The following is an 18,242-nucleotide window of genomic DNA, read 5'->3' as shown; positions in this document are numbered from 1 at the left end:
CTTCCAAGTTTTAGTCTACTACGATTACTCCCAAAAAAGGGATTACTTAATGTTAAATGATTAATCAATATAAAATTTGTTAAAAAAATAGCTGATACTCCCCATACAAGGATTAGTCTCTTAAGTGATGGTGTAAAGATTAATCCATAATATGATAAATACTGTATCATATCATTATATGACTTATTATTAGAAGTAGTATGTGAAATGTAATATAAAAAGGAAAACATTTTAATATAATAGAATTCCATCTTACAGCAAGAGGACAAGTAAATTAGCAAAAACCCCCACAATGAGGATAATTAAGTCCAATGCACAAAAATGAAAAAAATATAATATTATAATCAATAAAATCCTAAATTAGTAAAACAATCCATCACTAATCTAACAAGCCATAACAAATCAATTCAAGTAAATAAGCGTATACAAAATTATTTAACTAGAATACATAAATGATAATCATTTACAGCAATATTAGACATTTTTTACAAATTTATAATCATATCAAATATTATTGAAATTTTTAAGCTTAAAAACAATAAAATCCATTAATAAGCAATAAAAATTCTGTTTAAACCATAATTAATTTTAGAACAAAATATTTCATTCAACCAAGACAACAATATATCCTGATTAATAAATGAATGAAAGAAACATGAAAATACAATTTAATTCTACAAATTAATACGTATACAATATGTATGTACCTTATCTAATAAAAACCTATAGGTTTATATACAAGCACATTCTTTTAAATACTAAAACATAAAAAAAAGAAAACAAATGATTAAAAATATGATAACTTCATCAAAGAATAAAATCAGCAATACGCTTATTAGCTAACTCAACATAATCCTCAACAACATCATAACCCACAAAATTCCTATTATTCTTAACAGCAGCCAAACAAGTCGTGCCACTACCACAAAAAGGATCCAAAACAACATCATCCTCATAACTATACAAATTAATCAACCTATGAGGAAGTTCAATAGGAAAAGGTGCAGGATGCCCCACCCTCTTAGCAGAAACAGCAGGGAAAGTCCAAATACTCTTAGTCCATTCAAGAAAATCATCACGACTAATAGTATCCTTCTTATATTCAACCTTCTTTTTAGAAAAGGAATCCTTACAAAAAACTAAAATGTACTCATGAACATCCCTTAACACTGGATTAGATGCAGACATCCAACTGCCCCAAGCACATGAACCACCGGCACTAGCAGATTTGTCCCAAATAATCTCTCCCCTCATGAAAAATCCTATTTCCAACATTATATCTATAATCATGGAATGAAGAGGAACATAAGGTTTACGGCCAATATTAGCAATATTAATACAAGCTCGGCCACCCGTAGCTAACTTATTATAAGTCTCATTGAAAACATTAAACAACAAATTCCTGTACTCATCAATTGTTAAATCATCATCATACTCCTTACCAACATTATACGGAGGAGATGTGATCATCAGATTAACACTATTATCAGGCAATTCAGACATATCCTTACTAGATTTACAGTATATTCTGTTTAAATTATTTGAAGGAATCTTTTCTTGAATATATTCAATCTTTTCTGGTACATTAAAAGCATTATATAGTTTACTTGTGTAAATTTTTGTTTGTGTCACTGTATCACCAATATTTGTATTTGGTAGTAGTATCTAAGTTTGTTGAAAATTATGGTAAAAAATCTAAAAAGAGGTTAATTATGAAATATAATTATAAGAAAATAGTTAAATTTAAAAAGTATTGTTAAGGTTTAACTATTCTGTAGGAGATGAATGTTCCTGCGGTTTCACTGTTTCTGATTATTTTTAGGATGTCTCCTTCTTTTGCGCCTATGGCTTTTACTACTGGATCGTTTGGTAATATTTTTGGTAGTTGGTCTTCTGTTATGTTTTTTTCGAGTAGTACTTCTTCTGCTTCTTCATCTGTTAGTATGATGTGTTCTGGTACTAAGTTGTGTTTTAATATATCAATTTTCAAGTAGGTATCCTCCAAGTGATAATTGTATTAATATTTATTATGTTTGTTGATGTTTATTAAATTAATTTTTTTATTAGAATAAGTTTGGATTTTTGTTATAGTATTAGCGGGCCCGACGGGAGTTGAACCCGCGACCGCCTGGTTAAAAGCCAGGCGCTCTCCCAGACTGAGCTACGAGCCCCAATATAAAATTAGTTGTTATGTGTTGTGTTAAGTAATTTTTGTATAAATAGTTAATTAGCGGGCCCGACGGGAGTTGAACCCGCGACCGCCTGGTTAAAAGCCAGGCGCTCTCCCAGACTGAGCTACGAGCCCTATTTTAGAAAAGGTTTTAGCGCCGTGGCCGGGATTTGAACCCGAGTCGCAGGCTCGACAGGCCTGCATGATAGCCTCTACACTACCACGGCATCTAATTATTGTATCTTTGTAACTGGGTACAAAGCACTATTTAATACTTTATATTTTAAAGTATATAAATGTTTCTATCATACCAGTAGGGTATGATGTATGTTATCATTTATAAAAAAGGTTTATCCCGTCTGCCGGACTTGAACCAGCAACATTCGGATCTACAGTCCGATGCTCTGCCAAATTGAGCTAAGACGGGTAAGTGGGTCCGCCCGGATTTGAACCGGAGTCTCAGGCTCCCAAAGCCCAAAGGATCGACCAAGCTACCCTACGGACCCAATGCATAAATTAAAGTTAAGAGCCTTAGGAGGGAATTGAACCCCCGACCGCATGATTACAAGTCATGCGCTCTACCGACTGAGCTACTAAGGCACCCTTAATTTGTCCCAACTGATTGTGACCTAATCAGTTAGAAGTCATTTATTATTTAACTCCTTCTTCATATATAAAGGTTTTGGTTTTATCATTTTCAAAAAATAAAATATATTAAAAAGAAGGAAACAGGAAATAACCTCCTAAAAAAATTTTAAAAAATTATTTAATGATTATTAGTTTTAGCAGAGTCAATTAAAGCTCTAACAGCAGGCAATTCCTCTCCAGCAATTAAATTAATACTTGCCCCACCACCACTACTAATATGAGTTACATCATCATCCAAATCCATACTACTAGCAGCAGCAGCTAAATGTCCACCACCAATAATTGAAAAACCATTAGATTGAGCAATAGCATTTAATAAATCCTCAGTTCCAAGATTAAATCCTTCTTTTTCAAATACTCCTGCAGGTCCATTAGCAAATAATGTTTTTGCAAGTAATATTTTTTCCTTATATATTTCAATAGTTTTAGATCCTATATCATAAATTGGTAAATTAGGAATTTCATCAACAGGATACTCTACACGAGAATCATTTTCAAGAATTGCTAAATCAACAGGCAAAATAATCTTATCTTCAAATTCATCTAATAACTCCTTAGCAATATCAATATAATCAACATAACCTCTTTCCTTTATGAAGTTTAAATTATATTCCTGTAATTCCACACCCTTAGCTACTAGGAAAATGTTAGCAACCAAACCTGTTGTTAAAATATAATCAGCACTGTTTGTTCTAAGTGCATTTGCCATAACATTTATTGAGTCATCAGCCTTAATTCCACCAAGCACATATACTCTTGGTTCCTGAGCATTGTCAAGAATTCCGAACAATGAATTTAATTCCAGTTCCATAACTCGACCAGCCAATGAAGGAAGCACCTGTGAAAATCCTATAATACTTGTCTGTGAACGGTGAGCTGTTGCAAAAGCATCATTGACAAAGTAGTCAGCCAGTGGGTATAACTTCTGTACCAGTATAGAGTTAGCTTGTTCTTCTTTTGATAGTTTTGGCATTTCTTCTGAGAAGAATCTTACATTCTCTAATAGTACTATTTCACCATTTACCATGTTACTGATAACATTTAATGCATTTGAAGAAAAGATTGAATCCACATATTGCACGTCTTTACCAATAATGTTTGAAAGGGATAGTGCATGTTGTTTTAGTGTTGTAAAATCTGATTTTCCTGGACGGCTCTGGTGTGCTAGTATCACTACCTTTGCACCACGATTAGATAATTCAGATATTGTATTGGAATGCAATACCATCCGTGTATCATCGAGGAGTTCACCACTTAATGGGTCTACAGGGGAGTTTATATCTACTCTAAGTAGTACGGTTTTTCCTTCAAAGTCGAAATCATCCATTGTATCAAAATCGTATTCCATAATAATTACCTCATAGAATTATATTATATTACTTTTTTTTATATTAAACTTACAAGGTCAAGTAATGCTTGTTTCTGGTCATCAGCCTTAATAATACCTGATGCTAACAGTACTCCTTGTGTTCCCAACTCTAATGCTGCTTTCATGTCTTCGCCTGTGGATATTCCTGCACCACATAATACATTAATATCCTTGTTGATTTTATGAATTTCAGTTACTGTGTTTTCTACCACTTCAGGGTTTGCCTGGGATACTGGTATTCCTGTTCCTATAAGTTCAGGTGGTTCGATTGCAATATAGTCTGGGTTGAATGATGCTGCTGCTGCACTGGTTTTCACATTATTTGTGCATAATACACTGGTAAGACTTAATTCTCTTGTTTTTTCAACCACGGCATCCACATCGGCTAGTGTTAATCTTTGTTCGGAGTGATTTATTAGCGTACCTGTTACTCCTGTTTCTTTTATTGCCTCTGGGAGTGTGGAACCTGTATGTCCCCCAGGTGTTATTGCATCCATGTGTTGTGAGTATACTGGTATTGTTACTTCGTTCATTATAGGATAAAGGTCAACTGCTTGTGGTGCGATTGCCATGTTTACTCCTGATTCTTCACTTGCTTCCTGCACATACTTTGATAATTGTACCGCATTTTTTCCTGTGGATTCTGTGTATGTTTTATAGTTAAGTATTATTATTGGTGTTTGACTCATAATTTTTACCTACTAAATTATTTTATTAATATATATTTATCTTCAATATCATTATAGTAAATTTTGTTTTACATTCTTTGAAAATTGTTTTTAGTCGGGTCACACATATATAATATATAGTATGATAATCACAGAAAATGAACGTAAAAATTTAGAAAAAAAAGGTTACCGATTTGCTGGCGAACATGCACATGCAGGTAATAAGATTTGTCACTGGACGCGAAAGAGCATAGTTGATGACGGAGTATGTTATAAGGAACAATTTTATGGCATAAAGAGTCATCGTTGTCTGCAAATGTCACCTGCCATACCATACTGTCAGCATAAATGCCTGTTCTGTTGGAGAGACACTGATATAACTAAGACCTCATGGGATAGTGATGACTATGATGATCCGAAAACTATCATTGAGGATTGTGTGGAGAACCAGAAGCTTTTATTATGCGGCTACTTCGGTAATGATAATGCAAATCCTGAAAAGTTAGCAGAATGTGTTAAGCCCAATAATGCTGCTATGAGCCTTGCAGGTGAACCATTATTATATCCTGAGATTAACCAGCTTATACATGAGTTTAAAAGACAGGATTTCACAACATTCCTCGTGAGTAATGGTGAAGACCCTGAAGCTATTAAGAAACTGGAAGAAGAGGAACCAACACAGTTATACGTGTCACTTGATGCTCCAAACAAGGAAACATATAAGAGAGTATGTTTACCACAAGTAGAAAATGGGTGGGAAAAGCTTAATGAAAGCCTTGAATTATTATCCACATTAGACACCAGGAAAGTACTTCGTATAACCAGCGTAAAAGATTTGAACATGAACAACCCAGAGGAATATGCAAAGATAATCAGCAAATGTGACATAGACTATGTTGAAATAAAGGCTTACATGTTTGTAGGAGATTCACGTAACAGACTACAATGGGAGAACATGCCAAAAACTGTGGACATTCAGGAGTTTGCAAAGCAGGTGGCAATCCACTCAGGCTTGGATGTGATTGATGAAGTGGAAAAAAGCCGAGTTCTACTTCTTGGTGACAAAAAACCCAAAAAGTATAATAATTAAAAGTGCTTAGTATATGGTAGAGGTGAACATTTATTATGAGTGGAAAATCTATATGTGCAATAATCCTAGTTATTATTGCAGTAGCAATATTTGTACCCTTCGGATCATCCGACCACGTGGGAGGTACAAGTGACGTAGTAGTAACATATGGTGAAACAACATATAACAATGCTGAATACAAACAAATAGTGAACAATTACTTTAATGTTAACAATGCAAAAGAATCAGTTATAACAGCAAATGATGTTAATAAGATTTCCTCAGACATTAGTCAAAGAACATACAACTCAAACCAGATATTCTCATGTGCAATGGTAGACGTATCAGGTAATAATAACATAGACATTGACGTGGACACATCAAAAATTACAACAGTAACACCAAGCATGTACAAATCAGCATTAGACTCCGCCGGAATAACAAAAGGACATGTTAAAATAACAAGCCCAGTAAGTGCAACAGGAGAAAGTGCACTGGCAGGTATCATGCAATCCTACGAGGAAAGTACAGGAACAAAAATACCAGACAAAGTAAAAGATGCAGCAAACAATGAAATATACACACAATCAGAAGTAGCACAAAACAGTAACGCAAGCGCAGACGATATTGCAAAGATGATGGATACAGTAAAAGAAGAAGTAGCAAAAGAAAACACCACAGACGCAGGGAAAATAACAAACATAGTAAACAATGTAGCAAGCAACAACAACATCCAAATATCAAACAATGACATTAACATACTAGTAAACAGTATACAACAAACACAATCAGTGAAAGACCAGGCAAGCCAATATCAAAGCCAACTATCAGGATACGTTAACTCCGGAGCAGCACAATCAATATTCGACAGAGCAATAGCATTCATAAATTCAATTATAAACCCTACAAACAAAGTAGGAAACACAAACACAACCAATAATAGCTCCAACTATTAATTCTAGAAGAAAACCTTCTAGAAAAAATTATTCTTCTTTTATTAAGCATTAAAAAGATTTTCTTTTGAAAAAGATTCTAAAGTTATATAATCAAATTTATTTTTATGTTTTTTAGGCTCTGTAGAAATCATATGAATAAAGTGTGAAAAGTAATACTTTTTATCAATGCTATTAAGTTGAGTTATTTTTTTATCTTTTTTTATGCTCTTTTGATATTTCCTGGAAATTTGTTGGTTATGTCTTTTACTATTCTTTCTGTGTTTGGTGGATCGATTAAGGATGAAGATAAATCTTCTATCATCTCGTATATACAAAATTCTAATAATTTTAGTTTAAATTCTTCTTTTTCTCTTAATAATACTATTAATATGTCTTTGAATAAACTGAGTGCAGTTGATATGTTGATTTGGTATCGTCTTTTTTTGTTTTTTGAGATTAATATTGTCATAAATCTTTCTCCGTCTTGTTTAAGTGTCATAGTCATGTTGTATGTTAATATTTTAGCGTAGAAGTCTTGTTTTATGCATATTTCTTTTCTACCGCTGAAATTTTCTATTTCGTGTATGTTTTTTAATCGGTCAAATTCTGTTTCTATACTCCATCTTTGATGATATAACTCTTTAAAATCATCATATGGTGCCATTTCTTTTGTTAAATTTGTAATAAGGTATTCTTTATTTTCTTCTTCATCATTTTCTTTTTCTAATTTTATTTCGATTATTCTTAGTTTAATTCGTCCTTCTTTTAGGTATTTTTCTTTTATTTCTTTATTTTCAGCATTTTTTAAACGAGTATTATTTATGTTAATCCATATGTTTTCATCCTGTTTTGTTAAATTTTCGCGTTCTTTTTTGAATGTGGAGTCTTTTAATCGTATTATGAAATAGGAGTTTTGTTCTATGATGTTTAACATCATTTCTAGTGAGTCATATCCTCTGTCACCCATAATTATGCTGTTTTTTAAATCGATGATGTTTTTAAGCTCATTTATTTGTCTAGATGCAAGTTTGGGTTCGCTAGTTGCTTTAATATTGATGTTGGCACTTATTACCATATTAGTTAGTGTATCAGTTATACATGAAATTCTTGCTCGTGGAATAGTGTTTTTAGCATCTAATTTGGACTTAATTCCATATTTTTCGTTAGTAATAGTATGATTAGTTAGTGTTATGATGGAAGTATCTGCTGCAAGTAATGATTTTCCATTATATTTATGTAAATGTTTTAATTGTTTGTATACGTTATGAATTAACTTATCATTTTCCTCTTTAAATAATTCAGGGAGTAAATTTTGTCTTCTTTGGCAAAAAGCAGAACCTGAAACTTTAAAAAACCAATTTTTTTCAATTCTTTTGATGAAATGTCTAGCTTGTGAATTAATGTTTAATCCATTATTATTCAATATAATACCTGCTGTGTTTTCGGGAGTTAATTTTTTTGAATATATGAAGTTATTTTCATTAACATAATACTTTTTATCTATATTTCGTAAATTGGATAATGTGTTGGATACTATTACTTTTGAAAACATGATAAATCAAACCACCAAAATATTACATAATGTTTTTTATAGATGATGTGATGCAAAAAAAAATATTAGATTAAAAACAATAAGAATAATGATCTAAACCTATAAATTACTATGTATTAATGATTAACTCTTTATTTTTGGGTATAACTTTAGTATTTTTACATTTATAATTTAGTTTTTGAGTTAAAATCTCCCATATTTGCTTCATACTGTAATCGACATTAAATTCTTTTAAAATAAAATCATGAACTTCTTGAATAGTAATTTCATCATTTTCTTTAATCATAATGTCTACTTTATGTAAATCTGATTTACTTATTTTTTCTGGTCTTCCACCAGTATAATTAGGTTTCAAACCATCAATTCCCTCAGATTCACAAATTTTAGCCCACCTGTGAATAGTCTGATAAGATTTATTCATTTTATGTGCTACCATATCATATGAATAACCTTCTGCTAATAAATTAATAGCATATAATCGTTCATATATTCTATGAGCTATAACATACTCATGCATTGCTTCTTTTAACTCAGATTTAGACATATTCCTAAAAATATCAATTTTAGTTTTGCCTACCATATATAATAATATATACATCATCACTTATAAATATTATGTAAAAAAAAATAAACATTAAAAAAAATATATAATCCTACCAAAGTTCAACAATACCTCAACTTAATAGCATTGACTTTTTATCAAAATATTTAAATACTATTATCAAATAATTATTAACTATACAATAAGTAATAATTTATTATCTATATTTAATATTTTATTATTTGGTGTATTTTTTTGAAAGTTGTTATGTATAAGAGTTTTGTTGTTCGTATTTATCCTGATGAGGTTCAGGAGAATTTTTTCACCAATCAGTTTGGTTGTTGTCGGTTTGTTTTTAATACTTTTCTGGATGCCAAAAAGAAAGCATATACTGAAAATATGGAGTATTTATCTTTTTATGATTGTTCAGCTATGTTAACTGAGCTAAAAAAGTCTAAAACTTGGTTAAAACGAGTTGATTCCACAGGTTTAATTGAATCATTGAAAAATTTAGAAAATGCATTTAACAGATTCTTTAACCAAATCAGCAAGTATCCACGCCATAAAAATAAATATAATCCAGTACAATCTTATAAAACCAATAATATCAATAACAATATCAGAATTAAGGACAAATTTATTCGCCTTCCTAAGGTAGGTTGGATAAGATATCGTACCCATCAAAAGATAACTGGCCAAATACAATCTGTAACAGTTAAAAGAAAAGCATCCGGCAAATATTTTATTTCTATTTTATGTAAAAATGTTACAAGACATATTTTTAAGAGTAATAATCGTAGTTGTGGTATAGATTTGGGAGTATCACGTTTTGTCACAATAAACACGGGCAAAATAATACAGTTCCCACAACAAAACAAAATCATACAACTAAACAACAAAATACGAAGATTACAAAGAAAACTATCCAAAAAAGAATTTAGCAGCAAAAACTATAATAAAATCAAAAAGAAAATAGCACAAACCTATGAAAAAATACATAACATACTAGACTATCACTTCTATAAGATAGCACAACAATTAACAGAAGAATACCAAGTAATCTGCATGGAAACACTAAACATCAAAGGTATGCTAAAAAACAGCAGACTATCTAAGAGCATACAAGAAAAATCATGGCACATGTTCACAAAAATAATAGAACAAAAAGAGCATATGAACACGGACGAACACTAATACACATCGACCAATGGTACCCCTCCAGTAAAACATGCAACAACTGCCAATACTACAATGACAAGTTAAAACTCAACAACAGAATATGGACATGTCCACAATGTGGAAACATACATGACAGAGACATAAACGCAGCCAAAAACATACAACGAGAAGGATTAAAAAAAATATAATTATATAAACAAAGTATTTTTATATGTGAACCGAGGGTTTCCCGGAGATCGCCTGTACCACTTACTATGCTTAGCGTTGGCGGCAATTAGGCAGGAATCAAATGAAAAATACGATTACTCAATATGGGTGAGAATTGTATTAGGATGAAGAAAGGAGAATATTGAAATAAAATATTTCCCTCTGTAAAAAAACTATATTTGGGTTATTACTCATATTTCTCTCAATGCAAGGTTTTCTACAGAGCCAAATTAACATTGGTAAAATCATAAGAAACCTGTTTTGATGTTACCATCTGAACCACCAATTAATCATAATTTTTTTCGAGATTTAACTCTTCATATCTTTCTGTGATATTAAGAATATTGTTTATTATATCATCATATGATTCATCTTTTTTTCCTCTTTCTTTTAATCTCTGATGTGTTCTTTCTTTAACCCTAATTGTTTTTATTGATGCCATTTTAATCACTAAAATTACTATATGTCTTTAGAATATATTATATTGCATATATAAAATATATATTATTAAAATGAGTGTTCTTAAAGAAAAATGAAATTATTTGTGTCCTGTATGAAGTGGAAGATTAAAAATGTTCAAATAGATAATCAGATTGTGTTAGCTCCTATGTCTGGTGTTTGTGATCATGCTTTTAGGAGTATTGTTAAGTCTATGGGTTGTGGGCTTGTCAGTGGTGAGATGATTTCTTCTAATGCATTATATTATGGTAGCAAGAAAACCTGTGAAATGTTATATTTTGAAGATTATGAAAGACCATTAGCTGTTCAGATTTTTGGCTCAGATAAGAATATTCTATGTTATGCTGCAGAGTATGTTGAGGAAAATTTTAAACCGGACCTCCTTGACATTAATATGGGTTGTCCTGTGGCTAAGGTTACTAATGAAAGAATGGCTGGTAGTAGATTATTAAGAAATCCTGAGAAAATATATGATATTGTTGAGGGAGTAGTTAATAGTGTTGACTTGCCTGTTACTGTGAAGATTAGAAGTGGATGGGATGAAAATTGTGTTAATGCAGTTAGTGTAGCAGGCCTTGTTGAAGAAGCAGGTGCTTCTGCAATTACTGTTCATCCACGTACCAGAAGTCAGGGATACTCAGGACACTCTGACTGGTCGGTTATACGAGATGTTAAGGAATGTGTTGACATACCTGTTATTGGTAATGGTGATGTATGTTCATGTTATGATGCTATGGAAATGTTAAATGTTACAGATTGTGATGCTGTGATGGTTGGCAGAGGATGTGTTGGTAATCCATGGCTGATAAGAGATTGTGTGAATTACCTTGAAAGTGGTCTTAAACCTGTAGAAGTGAGTCTGGATGAAATAATTAATTGTATTAAATACCATACGTGTTTGCTTGTGAAACTTAAGGGAGAACATGTTGCAATTCGTAAGATGAGGAAACATACTATGGATTATTTGAAGAGTATATGTTGTGATAAAAGATTTAAACAAGAAGTTGTTAAAAGTAGTACACAAGAAGAACTATTCTATATATTAGATAAATATTTAGGGGAGGACATTATTATGAGCAAGGATGATAGAAGTGCAGTGAACCCCTTTACTGGTAAGAAGCATTATGATACAGTAGATGATGATGAATTTCTTGCAGAAAGCTATAATTATTATTATAATGAGGTGAACCAGTATGAATTACTAGACAATACACCCCAAGGTCAGATGGTGTTTAACATATCTTCAAGACTTATTAATACTGTTAACGATTATCTTATGAAAATTGGAAGATATGATTATGTTGAAGATTACTATGATTGGGAAGTACACCTTGTTAATAGTGGAACAGTTAATGCATGTTGTTTTCCTGGGGGTAAGATACTGGTTTATGCGGGAATATTGTCACTCATGGAATATGAGGATGAACTTGCATTCGTGTTGTCTCATGAAATTTCACATGCACTTCTTGATCATTCAAGGACTAGTGCAAGTGTAGATAATACGAAGAACAGTCTTAGTAATGCTACTTGGATGGGGAGTTTTGCTCTTGACATGTTGGGTTTTCATGGGGCTGGAGATTTGACTCGTGCTGCTGTTAATGTTGCTGATTTTGGTTCTCATTACTTTTTAACAAAACCATGGGGTCGTGATCATGAACTTGAAGCAGACAAGTTAGGTTTGAAACTAGCTTATATGGCTGGATTTAATATGAACATTGTCCCGGACTTTTGGCAGAAATTTTCTGAGGGAAACCGTAACGAATTTGATTTCTTTTCAACTCACCCTTCTGACAGTAAACGTATTGCGGTTATGAGAGAATCATTATATGAATTAAGTGAAGATAGTGACTTTTATGCTGGGCCACTGCTTGATAAAACACCGAAAGTCAAACGTGAATTCAAGAAGGACAATTATATTCCAAACTCTATGCCACAAATGCAACAATCAAGTAATGTGTCCTCATTTAATGCAACAAACAATGAAGTAAAGTGTTGTCCAAATTGTGGAAGTAAAGTTGAAAATTATGATAACTTCTGCATGCAATGCGGTTATAACCTACATGAAAAAAATAACATCTGCCAAGACTGTGGCAGTCAAGTAAATAGTGAAGACAAATTCTGCATGAACTGTGGAAAAAAATTATGATAATATTTAAAATAAGTAAGGTATATACTTACTAATTCATTTATTTCTAATATAATCTTTAACAACTTTAATGAAATTTGTAGCAGCTATTATACGCTCTTGTGCTACTTTTTTGTTGAAATTAAAGGTTACATCATAATCTGCTTGATTGCGTAACGTTTCAGATCTTGAAAGTTCAACATACCATTTTTGTTCAAATATACCCTCTTTGACGTAAAACTTCGAAAAATCTGATTTAACTCCGCTATGAGTTTTAGTTATATGTCCTTCAGAAATAAGCAATCCTTTAGCAACTAAAAACATTGCATAATAAGATAAGGAAAGTGAATTACGGCATTTCCCCAAGTCGTAAAGCGCAATACTTGATTCAAGATTTTCTTCAGCATTTCTAAAATAGTAATCTATTTCATCCAAGTAAGATCCCCTCTTTCAGTACAGTTGAAATAAAAGAAAAATTTTTAATTTTCTCAAAATGTTCAGGAGTTATAAAATGTGGTGAGATTATTTCATTATCATCAATTATTATAGTATAACTTTCATTATATACTTTTGATTCAATTTTATCATAATTATTTGTAATTATTAAAATATCTATATCGGAGTTTTCAGTATCGTCACCACGTGCAACAGAGCCGTATAATATAATTTTATCTATATATTGTGATTTTATTGAATTTGCAAATTTTTGAGCAATTAAACGACGATTTTTCATAATAATCAATTGAATATTTTTGTAATTATACTTTGTTAAAAATAGTTATAATATTTTTTTAAATAAAATCAAATTAGTACTCTTCACATTAAAGAGTATATGAAAAATTATGGTACAATCCACATTCCAATCTGAGAAAATGTAAGATAAATTCTGCATGAACTGTGGAAAAAAATTATAATAATAAAAATTAGTGGGTGAGGAGAGAGTTTATAATTCTTGCATTATGGATACTGCTTTTTGTGCAGCTTTTTCCATTGATGTTTCGAATGGTATGTTGTTTTCTTTAAGAATTTTTTGTCCTTCTTCTTCGTTTGTACCTGTTAATCTTATTACTATAGGTACTTTGTGTCCTGCTTCTTTGGATACGTTTACTACTGCGTGTGCTACATCATCTGCTCTTGTTATTCCTCCTAGTACGTTGAGGAATATTACTTTTACGTTAGGATTTTTGAGTACTAGTTCGATTGCTTTTGTAATGTTTTCTTCGCTGGCTCCTCCACCTACGTCTAGGAATGTTGCTGGTTTTTCTCCATAGTATTCTATTAAGTCCATACCGGTTAGTGTTAGTCCTGCTCCGTTTCCTATTACTGCTATGTTTCCGTCTAGTTTTACGTATGCGAATTCTTCGTCTCTGAAGTCATCGAATTCTTTGATTTTTGTGTGTCTGAATAATGCGTCATCATCTACTGCCATTTTTGCGTCTGCTGCTATGAATCCGTTTTCTGTTTTCATGAGTGGGTTGATTTCTGCTACTGTTGCATCGTAGTCATTGAATGCTTGGTATAGTTTCCATATGAATGATCCTACTGCGGATACGTCGCTTGTGTCTACTCCCATTTTTAGTGCTATGTTTCTTGCTTGGTATGGCATGAATTCTTCTAGTGGTTCTATGTATTGTTTTACTATTTTTTCTGGTGTTTCTTTTGCTACTTGTTCTATGTCCATTCCACCTGACATACTTGCCATGATTAGTGGTTTTTTGGCGTTTCTATCTAGGATTATTGATATGAAGTATTCGTCGATTTTTCCGTCTACTTTTTCTTCGATTAGTACTTTTGTGACTTTTTCTCCTTTGATTGTTTTCTTGAATAGTTCTTTTGTTCTTTCTGCTGCTTCTTTTGGTGTGTCTGCGAAGAGTATTCCTCCTGCTTTTCCTCGGCCTCCTGATAGTACTTGTGATTTTACTGCTACTGGTTTGGCTATCATTTCTGCTTTTGCTTTTGCTTCTTCTGGTGAGTTTGCAAGGTAGCTTCTTGGTACTCTTATGTTGCATTTTTCAAATATTGATTTTGCTACGTATTCGTGTATGTTCATATTATATACTCCTTGTTTTGTTATTTTTTTTAGTTTATTTTTTTTACTATTTTTTTTCCTTCTTCGAATGCTTGTAGGTTTAGTTCTTCTGTTCCTTTTGGTACGCTGTCTAGGATTGATTGTTTTGCTGATTCTTCGGTTATTATTCCTGTTGCTTCTACAAATGATCCTAGCATGACGATGTTTGATACTATTTTTTTTCCTATTGTTTGTTCTGCTGTTTGTGTTGCTTTGGAGTGGTATATTTGTAGTTGTTTTTCTTCTATGATGTCTTTGATTTCATCTTGGTATACTAGGTCTGGGTCTATGAGGAGTGTTGCTCCTGTTTTTATGTCGTCTATGTATTTTATTAGTGCTTCGTGGCTCATTGCTACGAATATTTGTGGGTTTTCTACTTTTGGGTAGTCTATTTGTTCGTCGCTGACTACTACTTCTGTTCGGCTTGCGCCTCCTCTTGCTTCTGGTCCGTAGGATTGTGTTTGTACTGCGTAGTTTTTGTCGAATAGTGATGCTGCTTTTGCTATTACTATTCCGCACATGAGTACTCCTTGTCCTCCGAATCCTGCTATTCTTATATCTGTTCTCATTGTCTTATTCACTCCTGTATGCTCTGTTTATGTTTGTGTCTGGGTTTATGTCTGTGTTGTTTTTTGTGATTTCTTCTAGTGCTTCGATGAATTCTTTTCTTGGTTTGTTTATGTATTCTCCGGTTATTATTTTTCCTTCTAGTTCTTCTTCTGTCATGTTTTTTGCTTGTTCAATGGTGATTGTGTTTTCTTTTAGCCAGTTTAGCATTTCTATTGGGCTTCGTATTTTGTTTTTTCTTCCGTAGTATGTTGGGCATTGTGCTACTACTTCTATGAATGAGAATCCTTTGTTTTCTAGTCCTGCTTTGATTGCTTGTGATACTTGTATTGGTTGGGCTGTTGTGTATTTTGCTACGTATGTTGCTCCTGCTGCTTTTGCTATTTCTGCTATGTTGAATGGTTTGTCTGTTGATCCGTATGGGGCTGTTGTTGCGTAGCTTCCTAGTGGGCTGGTTGGACTTATTTGTCCTCCGGTCATTCCGTATATGTCATTGTTTATGCATATTACGGTCAGGTCTATGTTTCTTCTTGCTGCGTGGATTAGGTGGTTTCCTCCGATACTGGTTGCGTCTCCGTCTCCGGTTACTACTATTACGTCTTGTTTTGGGTTTGCTGTTTTTAGTCCTGTTGCGAATGCTAGTGCTCTTCCGTGTGTTGTGTGGAGTGAGTCACATTTTACGTATCCTGGTATTCTTGAGGAACATCCTATTCCTGATACCATGCTTATGTTTTCGAAGTCTATGTCTGACATTTCTATTGCGTTGAATAGTGTGTTTAGTACTATTCCGTCTCCACAACCTGGGCAGAATATGTGAGGTAATCTTTCTTTTCTTAAGTATTTCATAAATTTGTGTTCATGATTTGACATAAGCTTTTATTCCTCCATTATTTTTTCTAGTATTTCTGTTGGTGTGTGTAGTGCTCCGCCTATTTTGGAGAGTAGTTCTACTTTTGCATGTTTTCCTAGTACTCTGTCTACTTCTAGGTATATTTGTCCTAGGTTTAGTTCTGGTACTATGATTCTTTTTGCGTTTTTTGTGAGTTCTAGTAGTTTTTGTTCTGGGAATGGCCATACTATTCCTAGTTTTATGTAGCCTACTTTTATTCCTTTTTGTCTTGCTTGTTTTACGGCTGTTAGTGCACTTCTTGATGGTATTCCATATGATAGTACTATTGTTTCTGCGTCGTCTAGGTATTCTGTTTCTATTTGTGTTATTTTATCTGTGTTTTTTAGTATTTTGTTGCATAGTCTTGTTACTAGTTGGGTGTGTGTTTCTTCGTCGTCTGTGCTTGGGTATCCTCTTTTGTCGTGTGTTAGTCCTGTTACGTGTATGTTGTATCCTTGTCCGAATGATGGCATTGGTGTTGTTGAGTTTTCTGGTGCGTCGTATGGTAGGTAGTTTTCTGTTTTTTCTGGCATTTGTCTTGGTGTTATTTCTATGTTGTCTGGTATGATGATTTTTTCTCTCATGTGTCCTACGATTTCATCTGCCATTACGAATACTGGGCATCTGTATTTTTCTGCTAGGTTGAATGCTTTTATGGTGTAGTCGAAGCATTCTTGTACGCTTGATGGTGCTAGTGTGATTGTTTCGTAGTCTCCGTGTGATCCCCATCGGGTTTGCATCATGTCTGCTTGTGCGGATCTTGTTGGTTGTCCTGTGGATGGTGATCCTCTTTGCATGTTTATTATGACTATTGGTGTTTCGGTCATTACTGCGTATCCTATGTTTTCTTGCATGAGGGATATTCCTGGTCCGCTTGTTGCGGTGACTACTTTTTGACCTGCCCATGATGCTCCTATTATTGCTCCTACTGCTGCTATTTCATCTTCCATTTGTATGAAGTGTCCGCCTATTTCTGGTAGTTTTCTGGACATTACTTCTGCAATTTCGGTGGATGGTGTGATTGGGTATCCTGCAAAGAATGTGCATCCTGCTTTTAGTGCTCCTAGTGCACATGCCTCGTTTCCTTGTACGAATAGTTCTTTGTCTGCCATTTTTAATCATCCTCTACTGAAATTACTTGGTCTGGACACATTAGTGTGCATAGTTGGCATTTTACGCATTTGTCCACTTCCGGTATTGGAATGTGTACTCCTTTTTGGTTTAGTTGTTTTGATGGAGTGTACACATTCATTGGACAACAATCTACACATATAAAGCATCCTTTACATAATTCTTCATTAATGTATATCATTTTTATTACCTTGTACTTTTTAAGTGAAGGTTTTTTACTTCCTTATATAATTAACATAAACTTGTAAATTTTTGTAATGATGTGTTTAGAATGAATTTTTTGTTGTATTTTTGTAGAAAAATCCATTATCTCACATTATTTTAATTATATGTTTGTTATAATATTAATAGTGTTGTGATATTTATCATGATTCTTAATGTTTTGTGGAATTTTGGGTAAAGTTAGTTAAGTATTGTATTTTTTGATTATGTTATGTGTTTTTTAGATAATTTTGCAATTAATGTTTATAGCTTGTGTTAAGAGATTTTATGGAATATAGAAATCAGAAATCAACAATTAGAAATCATCATTTGTCAGCATTTTTCATAGCAAATTTTGATGTTTGATTTTAGAAAACAGAAAACATACTTTAATAATTTTAGTAGTTTATGAAATCATACTTTGAAAAACAAAAATCAACAATTAATATTAGTTATGACAAATA

19 protein-coding genes and 6 tRNA genes are annotated in these 18,242 nt (G+C 32.7%); 5 read left to right on the top strand and 20 right to left on the bottom strand.

Features of this window, described 5'->3' with window-relative positions:
- Window positions 1-807: 807 nt before the first annotated feature.
- From PXD04_RS19255 to tpiA, 10 genes are all read right to left on the bottom strand, one after another.
- Window positions 808-1,632: a site-specific DNA-methyltransferase gene (locus PXD04_RS19255; RefSeq protein WP_323736437.1), complete on the bottom strand. Its 825-nt coding sequence runs from the start codon at window positions 1,630-1,632 to the stop codon at window positions 808-810.
- A 124-nt stretch (window positions 1,633-1,756) separates the two neighbouring features.
- Window positions 1,757-1,990 carry a DNA-directed RNA polymerase subunit H gene (locus PXD04_RS19250; RefSeq protein ID WP_323736436.1) on the bottom strand — a complete coding sequence of 78 codons (234 nt, stop codon included), beginning with the start codon at window positions 1,988-1,990 and terminating at the stop codon, window positions 1,757-1,759.
- 107 nt (window positions 1,991-2,097) lie between these two features.
- Window positions 2,098-2,171, bottom strand: a tRNA-Lys gene (locus tag PXD04_RS19245).
- Window positions 2,172-2,231: 60 nt separating this feature from the next.
- Window positions 2,232-2,305: transfer RNA gene (locus PXD04_RS19240), tRNA-Lys, on the bottom strand.
- A 20-nt stretch (window positions 2,306-2,325) separates the two neighbouring features.
- A tRNA-Asp gene (locus tag PXD04_RS19235) sits at window positions 2,326-2,397 on the bottom strand.
- A gap of 126 nt (window positions 2,398-2,523) precedes the next feature.
- Window positions 2,524-2,597, bottom strand: a tRNA-Tyr gene (locus PXD04_RS19230).
- 4 nt (window positions 2,598-2,601) lie between these two features.
- Window positions 2,602-2,676, bottom strand: a tRNA-Pro gene (locus PXD04_RS19225).
- 21 nt (window positions 2,677-2,697) lie between these two features.
- Window positions 2,698-2,770: transfer RNA gene (locus tag PXD04_RS19220), tRNA-Thr, on the bottom strand.
- A gap of 166 nt (window positions 2,771-2,936) precedes the next feature.
- Window positions 2,937-4,166, bottom strand: a complete 1,230-nt coding sequence (locus PXD04_RS19215) for a phosphoglycerate kinase (protein ID WP_323736435.1) — start codon at window positions 4,164-4,166, stop codon at window positions 2,937-2,939.
- A gap of 38 nt (window positions 4,167-4,204) precedes the next feature.
- Window positions 4,205-4,876 carry a triose-phosphate isomerase gene (gene tpiA / locus PXD04_RS19210; protein ID WP_323736434.1) on the bottom strand — a complete coding sequence of 224 codons (672 nt, stop codon included), beginning with the start codon at window positions 4,874-4,876 and terminating at the stop codon, window positions 4,205-4,207.
- A gap of 121 nt (window positions 4,877-4,997) precedes the next feature.
- Between tpiA and twy1 the strand changes: the two genes are divergently transcribed.
- Window positions 4,998-5,945 carry a 4-demethylwyosine synthase TYW1 gene (gene twy1, locus PXD04_RS19205; protein ID WP_323736433.1) on the top strand — a complete coding sequence of 316 codons (948 nt, stop codon included), beginning with the start codon at window positions 4,998-5,000 and terminating at the stop codon, window positions 5,943-5,945.
- 35 nt (window positions 5,946-5,980) lie between these two features.
- Entirely contained in the window at window positions 5,981-6,880 is a 900-nt protein-coding gene (locus PXD04_RS19200) for a DUF1002 domain-containing protein (protein ID WP_323736432.1), read from the top strand.
- A gap of 199 nt (window positions 6,881-7,079) precedes the next feature.
- On the opposite strand, the gene PXD04_RS19195 is transcribed toward PXD04_RS19200, so the two are convergent.
- Window positions 7,080-8,411, bottom strand: coding sequence for an IS4 family transposase (locus tag PXD04_RS19195; RefSeq protein ID WP_323736431.1), 1,332 nt, complete (start codon window positions 8,409-8,411; stop codon window positions 7,080-7,082).
- Between the two features lie 109 nt (window positions 8,412-8,520).
- On the bottom strand, window positions 8,521-8,991 hold the full coding sequence (locus PXD04_RS19190; RefSeq protein ID WP_323736430.1) for a helix-turn-helix domain-containing protein: 471 nt from the start codon (window positions 8,989-8,991) through the stop codon (window positions 8,521-8,523).
- Window positions 8,992-9,207: 216 nt separating this feature from the next.
- Here PXD04_RS19190 and PXD04_RS19185 point away from each other — a divergent pair, with 216 nt between their 5' ends.
- Window positions 9,208-10,146: an RNA-guided endonuclease TnpB family protein gene (locus PXD04_RS19185; RefSeq protein ID WP_323736429.1), complete on the top strand. Its 939-nt coding sequence runs from the start codon at window positions 9,208-9,210 to the stop codon at window positions 10,144-10,146.
- Window positions 10,086-10,319 carry a zinc ribbon domain-containing protein gene (locus tag PXD04_RS19180; RefSeq protein WP_323736428.1) on the top strand — a complete coding sequence of 78 codons (234 nt, stop codon included), beginning with the start codon at window positions 10,086-10,088 and terminating at the stop codon, window positions 10,317-10,319. Before PXD04_RS19185 ends, PXD04_RS19180 begins: the two co-directional genes overlap by 61 nt.
- 305 nt (window positions 10,320-10,624) lie before the next feature.
- Here the strand turns inward: PXD04_RS19180 and PXD04_RS19175 are convergent, their stop codons facing one another.
- The gene (locus tag PXD04_RS19175) at window positions 10,625-10,780 is read right to left on the bottom strand and encodes a hypothetical protein (protein WP_323736427.1); all 156 of its coding nucleotides are present in this window, start codon (window positions 10,778-10,780) and stop codon (window positions 10,625-10,627) included.
- Between the two features lie 111 nt (window positions 10,781-10,891).
- On the opposite strand from PXD04_RS19175, the gene dusB reads away from it, so the two are divergent.
- The gene (gene dusB / locus PXD04_RS19170) at window positions 10,892-12,943 is read left to right on the top strand and encodes a tRNA dihydrouridine synthase DusB (RefSeq protein ID WP_323736426.1); all 2,052 of its coding nucleotides are present in this window, start codon (window positions 10,892-10,894) and stop codon (window positions 12,941-12,943) included.
- A 36-nt stretch (window positions 12,944-12,979) separates the two neighbouring features.
- On the opposite strand, the gene PXD04_RS19165 is transcribed toward dusB, so the two are convergent.
- From PXD04_RS19165 to PXD04_RS19135, 7 genes are all read right to left on the bottom strand, one after another.
- Window positions 12,980-13,357, bottom strand: a complete 378-nt coding sequence (locus tag PXD04_RS19165; protein ID WP_323736425.1) for a HEPN domain-containing protein — start codon at window positions 13,355-13,357, stop codon at window positions 12,980-12,982.
- Window positions 13,350-13,655, bottom strand: a complete 306-nt coding sequence (locus PXD04_RS19160) for a nucleotidyltransferase domain-containing protein (RefSeq protein ID WP_323736424.1) — start codon at window positions 13,653-13,655, stop codon at window positions 13,350-13,352. Before PXD04_RS19160 ends, PXD04_RS19165 begins: the two co-directional genes overlap by 8 nt.
- Before the next feature lie 210 nt (window positions 13,656-13,865).
- On the bottom strand, window positions 13,866-14,972 hold the full coding sequence (gene sucC, locus PXD04_RS19155; protein ID WP_323736423.1) for an ADP-forming succinate--CoA ligase subunit beta: 1,107 nt from the start codon (window positions 14,970-14,972) through the stop codon (window positions 13,866-13,868).
- A 29-nt stretch (window positions 14,973-15,001) separates the two neighbouring features.
- Entirely contained in the window at window positions 15,002-15,559 is a 558-nt protein-coding gene (locus PXD04_RS19150; RefSeq protein ID WP_323736422.1) for a 2-oxoacid:ferredoxin oxidoreductase subunit gamma, read from the bottom strand.
- Window positions 15,560-15,563: 4 nt separating this feature from the next.
- Window positions 15,564-16,427, bottom strand: coding sequence for a 2-oxoacid:ferredoxin oxidoreductase subunit beta (locus PXD04_RS19145; protein ID WP_323736421.1), 864 nt, complete (start codon window positions 16,425-16,427; stop codon window positions 15,564-15,566).
- Between the two features lie 6 nt (window positions 16,428-16,433).
- Window positions 16,434-17,558 carry a 2-oxoacid:acceptor oxidoreductase subunit alpha gene (locus tag PXD04_RS19140; RefSeq protein WP_323736420.1) on the bottom strand — a complete coding sequence of 375 codons (1,125 nt, stop codon included), beginning with the start codon at window positions 17,556-17,558 and terminating at the stop codon, window positions 16,434-16,436.
- A 2-nt stretch (window positions 17,559-17,560) separates the two neighbouring features.
- Window positions 17,561-17,758: a ferredoxin family protein gene (locus tag PXD04_RS19135; RefSeq protein ID WP_323736419.1), complete on the bottom strand. Its 198-nt coding sequence runs from the start codon at window positions 17,756-17,758 to the stop codon at window positions 17,561-17,563.
- Window positions 17,759-18,242: the final 484 nt, after the last annotated feature.

Source organism: Methanosphaera sp. ISO3-F5, assembly GCF_034480035.2.
Lineage (GTDB): Archaea > Methanobacteriota > Methanobacteria > Methanobacteriales > Methanobacteriaceae > Methanosphaera.
This window is presented reverse-complemented; position numbering and strand designations above follow the sequence as displayed.

Coding starts and splice junctions, on each gene's coding strand:
- PXD04_RS19135 (WP_323736419.1), bottom strand. CDS start 17,758: ATGATATACATTAATGAAGAATTATGTAAAGGATGCTTTATATGTGTA.
- twy1 (WP_323736433.1), top strand. CDS start 4,998: ATGATAATCACAGAAAATGAACGTAAAAATTTAGAAAAAAAAGGTTAC.
- tpiA (WP_323736434.1), bottom strand. CDS start 4,876: ATGAGTCAAACACCAATAATAATACTTAACTATAAAACATACACAGAA.
- PXD04_RS19160 (WP_323736424.1), bottom strand. CDS start 13,655: ATGAAAAATCGTCGTTTAATTGCTCAAAAATTTGCAAATTCAATAAAA.
- PXD04_RS19190 (WP_323736430.1), bottom strand. CDS start 8,991: ATGGTAGGCAAAACTAAAATTGATATTTTTAGGAATATGTCTAAATCT.
- PXD04_RS19145 (WP_323736421.1), bottom strand. CDS start 16,427: ATGTCAAATCATGAACACAAATTTATGAAATACTTAAGAAAAGAAAGA.
- PXD04_RS19195 (WP_323736431.1), bottom strand. CDS start 8,411: ATGTTTTCAAAAGTAATAGTATCCAACACATTATCCAATTTACGAAAT.
- sucC (WP_323736423.1), bottom strand. CDS start 14,972: ATGAACATACACGAATACGTAGCAAAATCAATATTTGAAAAATGCAAC.
- PXD04_RS19200 (WP_323736432.1), top strand. CDS start 5,981: ATGAGTGGAAAATCTATATGTGCAATAATCCTAGTTATTATTGCAGTA.
- PXD04_RS19180 (WP_323736428.1), top strand. CDS start 10,086: ATGGCACATGTTCACAAAAATAATAGAACAAAAAGAGCATATGAACAC.
- PXD04_RS19215 (WP_323736435.1), bottom strand. CDS start 4,166: ATGGAATACGATTTTGATACAATGGATGATTTCGACTTTGAAGGAAAA.
- dusB (WP_323736426.1), top strand. CDS start 10,892: ATGAAGTGGAAGATTAAAAATGTTCAAATAGATAATCAGATTGTGTTA.
- PXD04_RS19150 (WP_323736422.1), bottom strand. CDS start 15,559: ATGAGAACAGATATAAGAATAGCAGGATTCGGAGGACAAGGAGTACTC.
- PXD04_RS19175 (WP_323736427.1), bottom strand. CDS start 10,780: ATGGCATCAATAAAAACAATTAGGGTTAAAGAAAGAACACATCAGAGA.
- PXD04_RS19140 (WP_323736420.1), bottom strand. CDS start 17,558: ATGGCAGACAAAGAACTATTCGTACAAGGAAACGAGGCATGTGCACTA.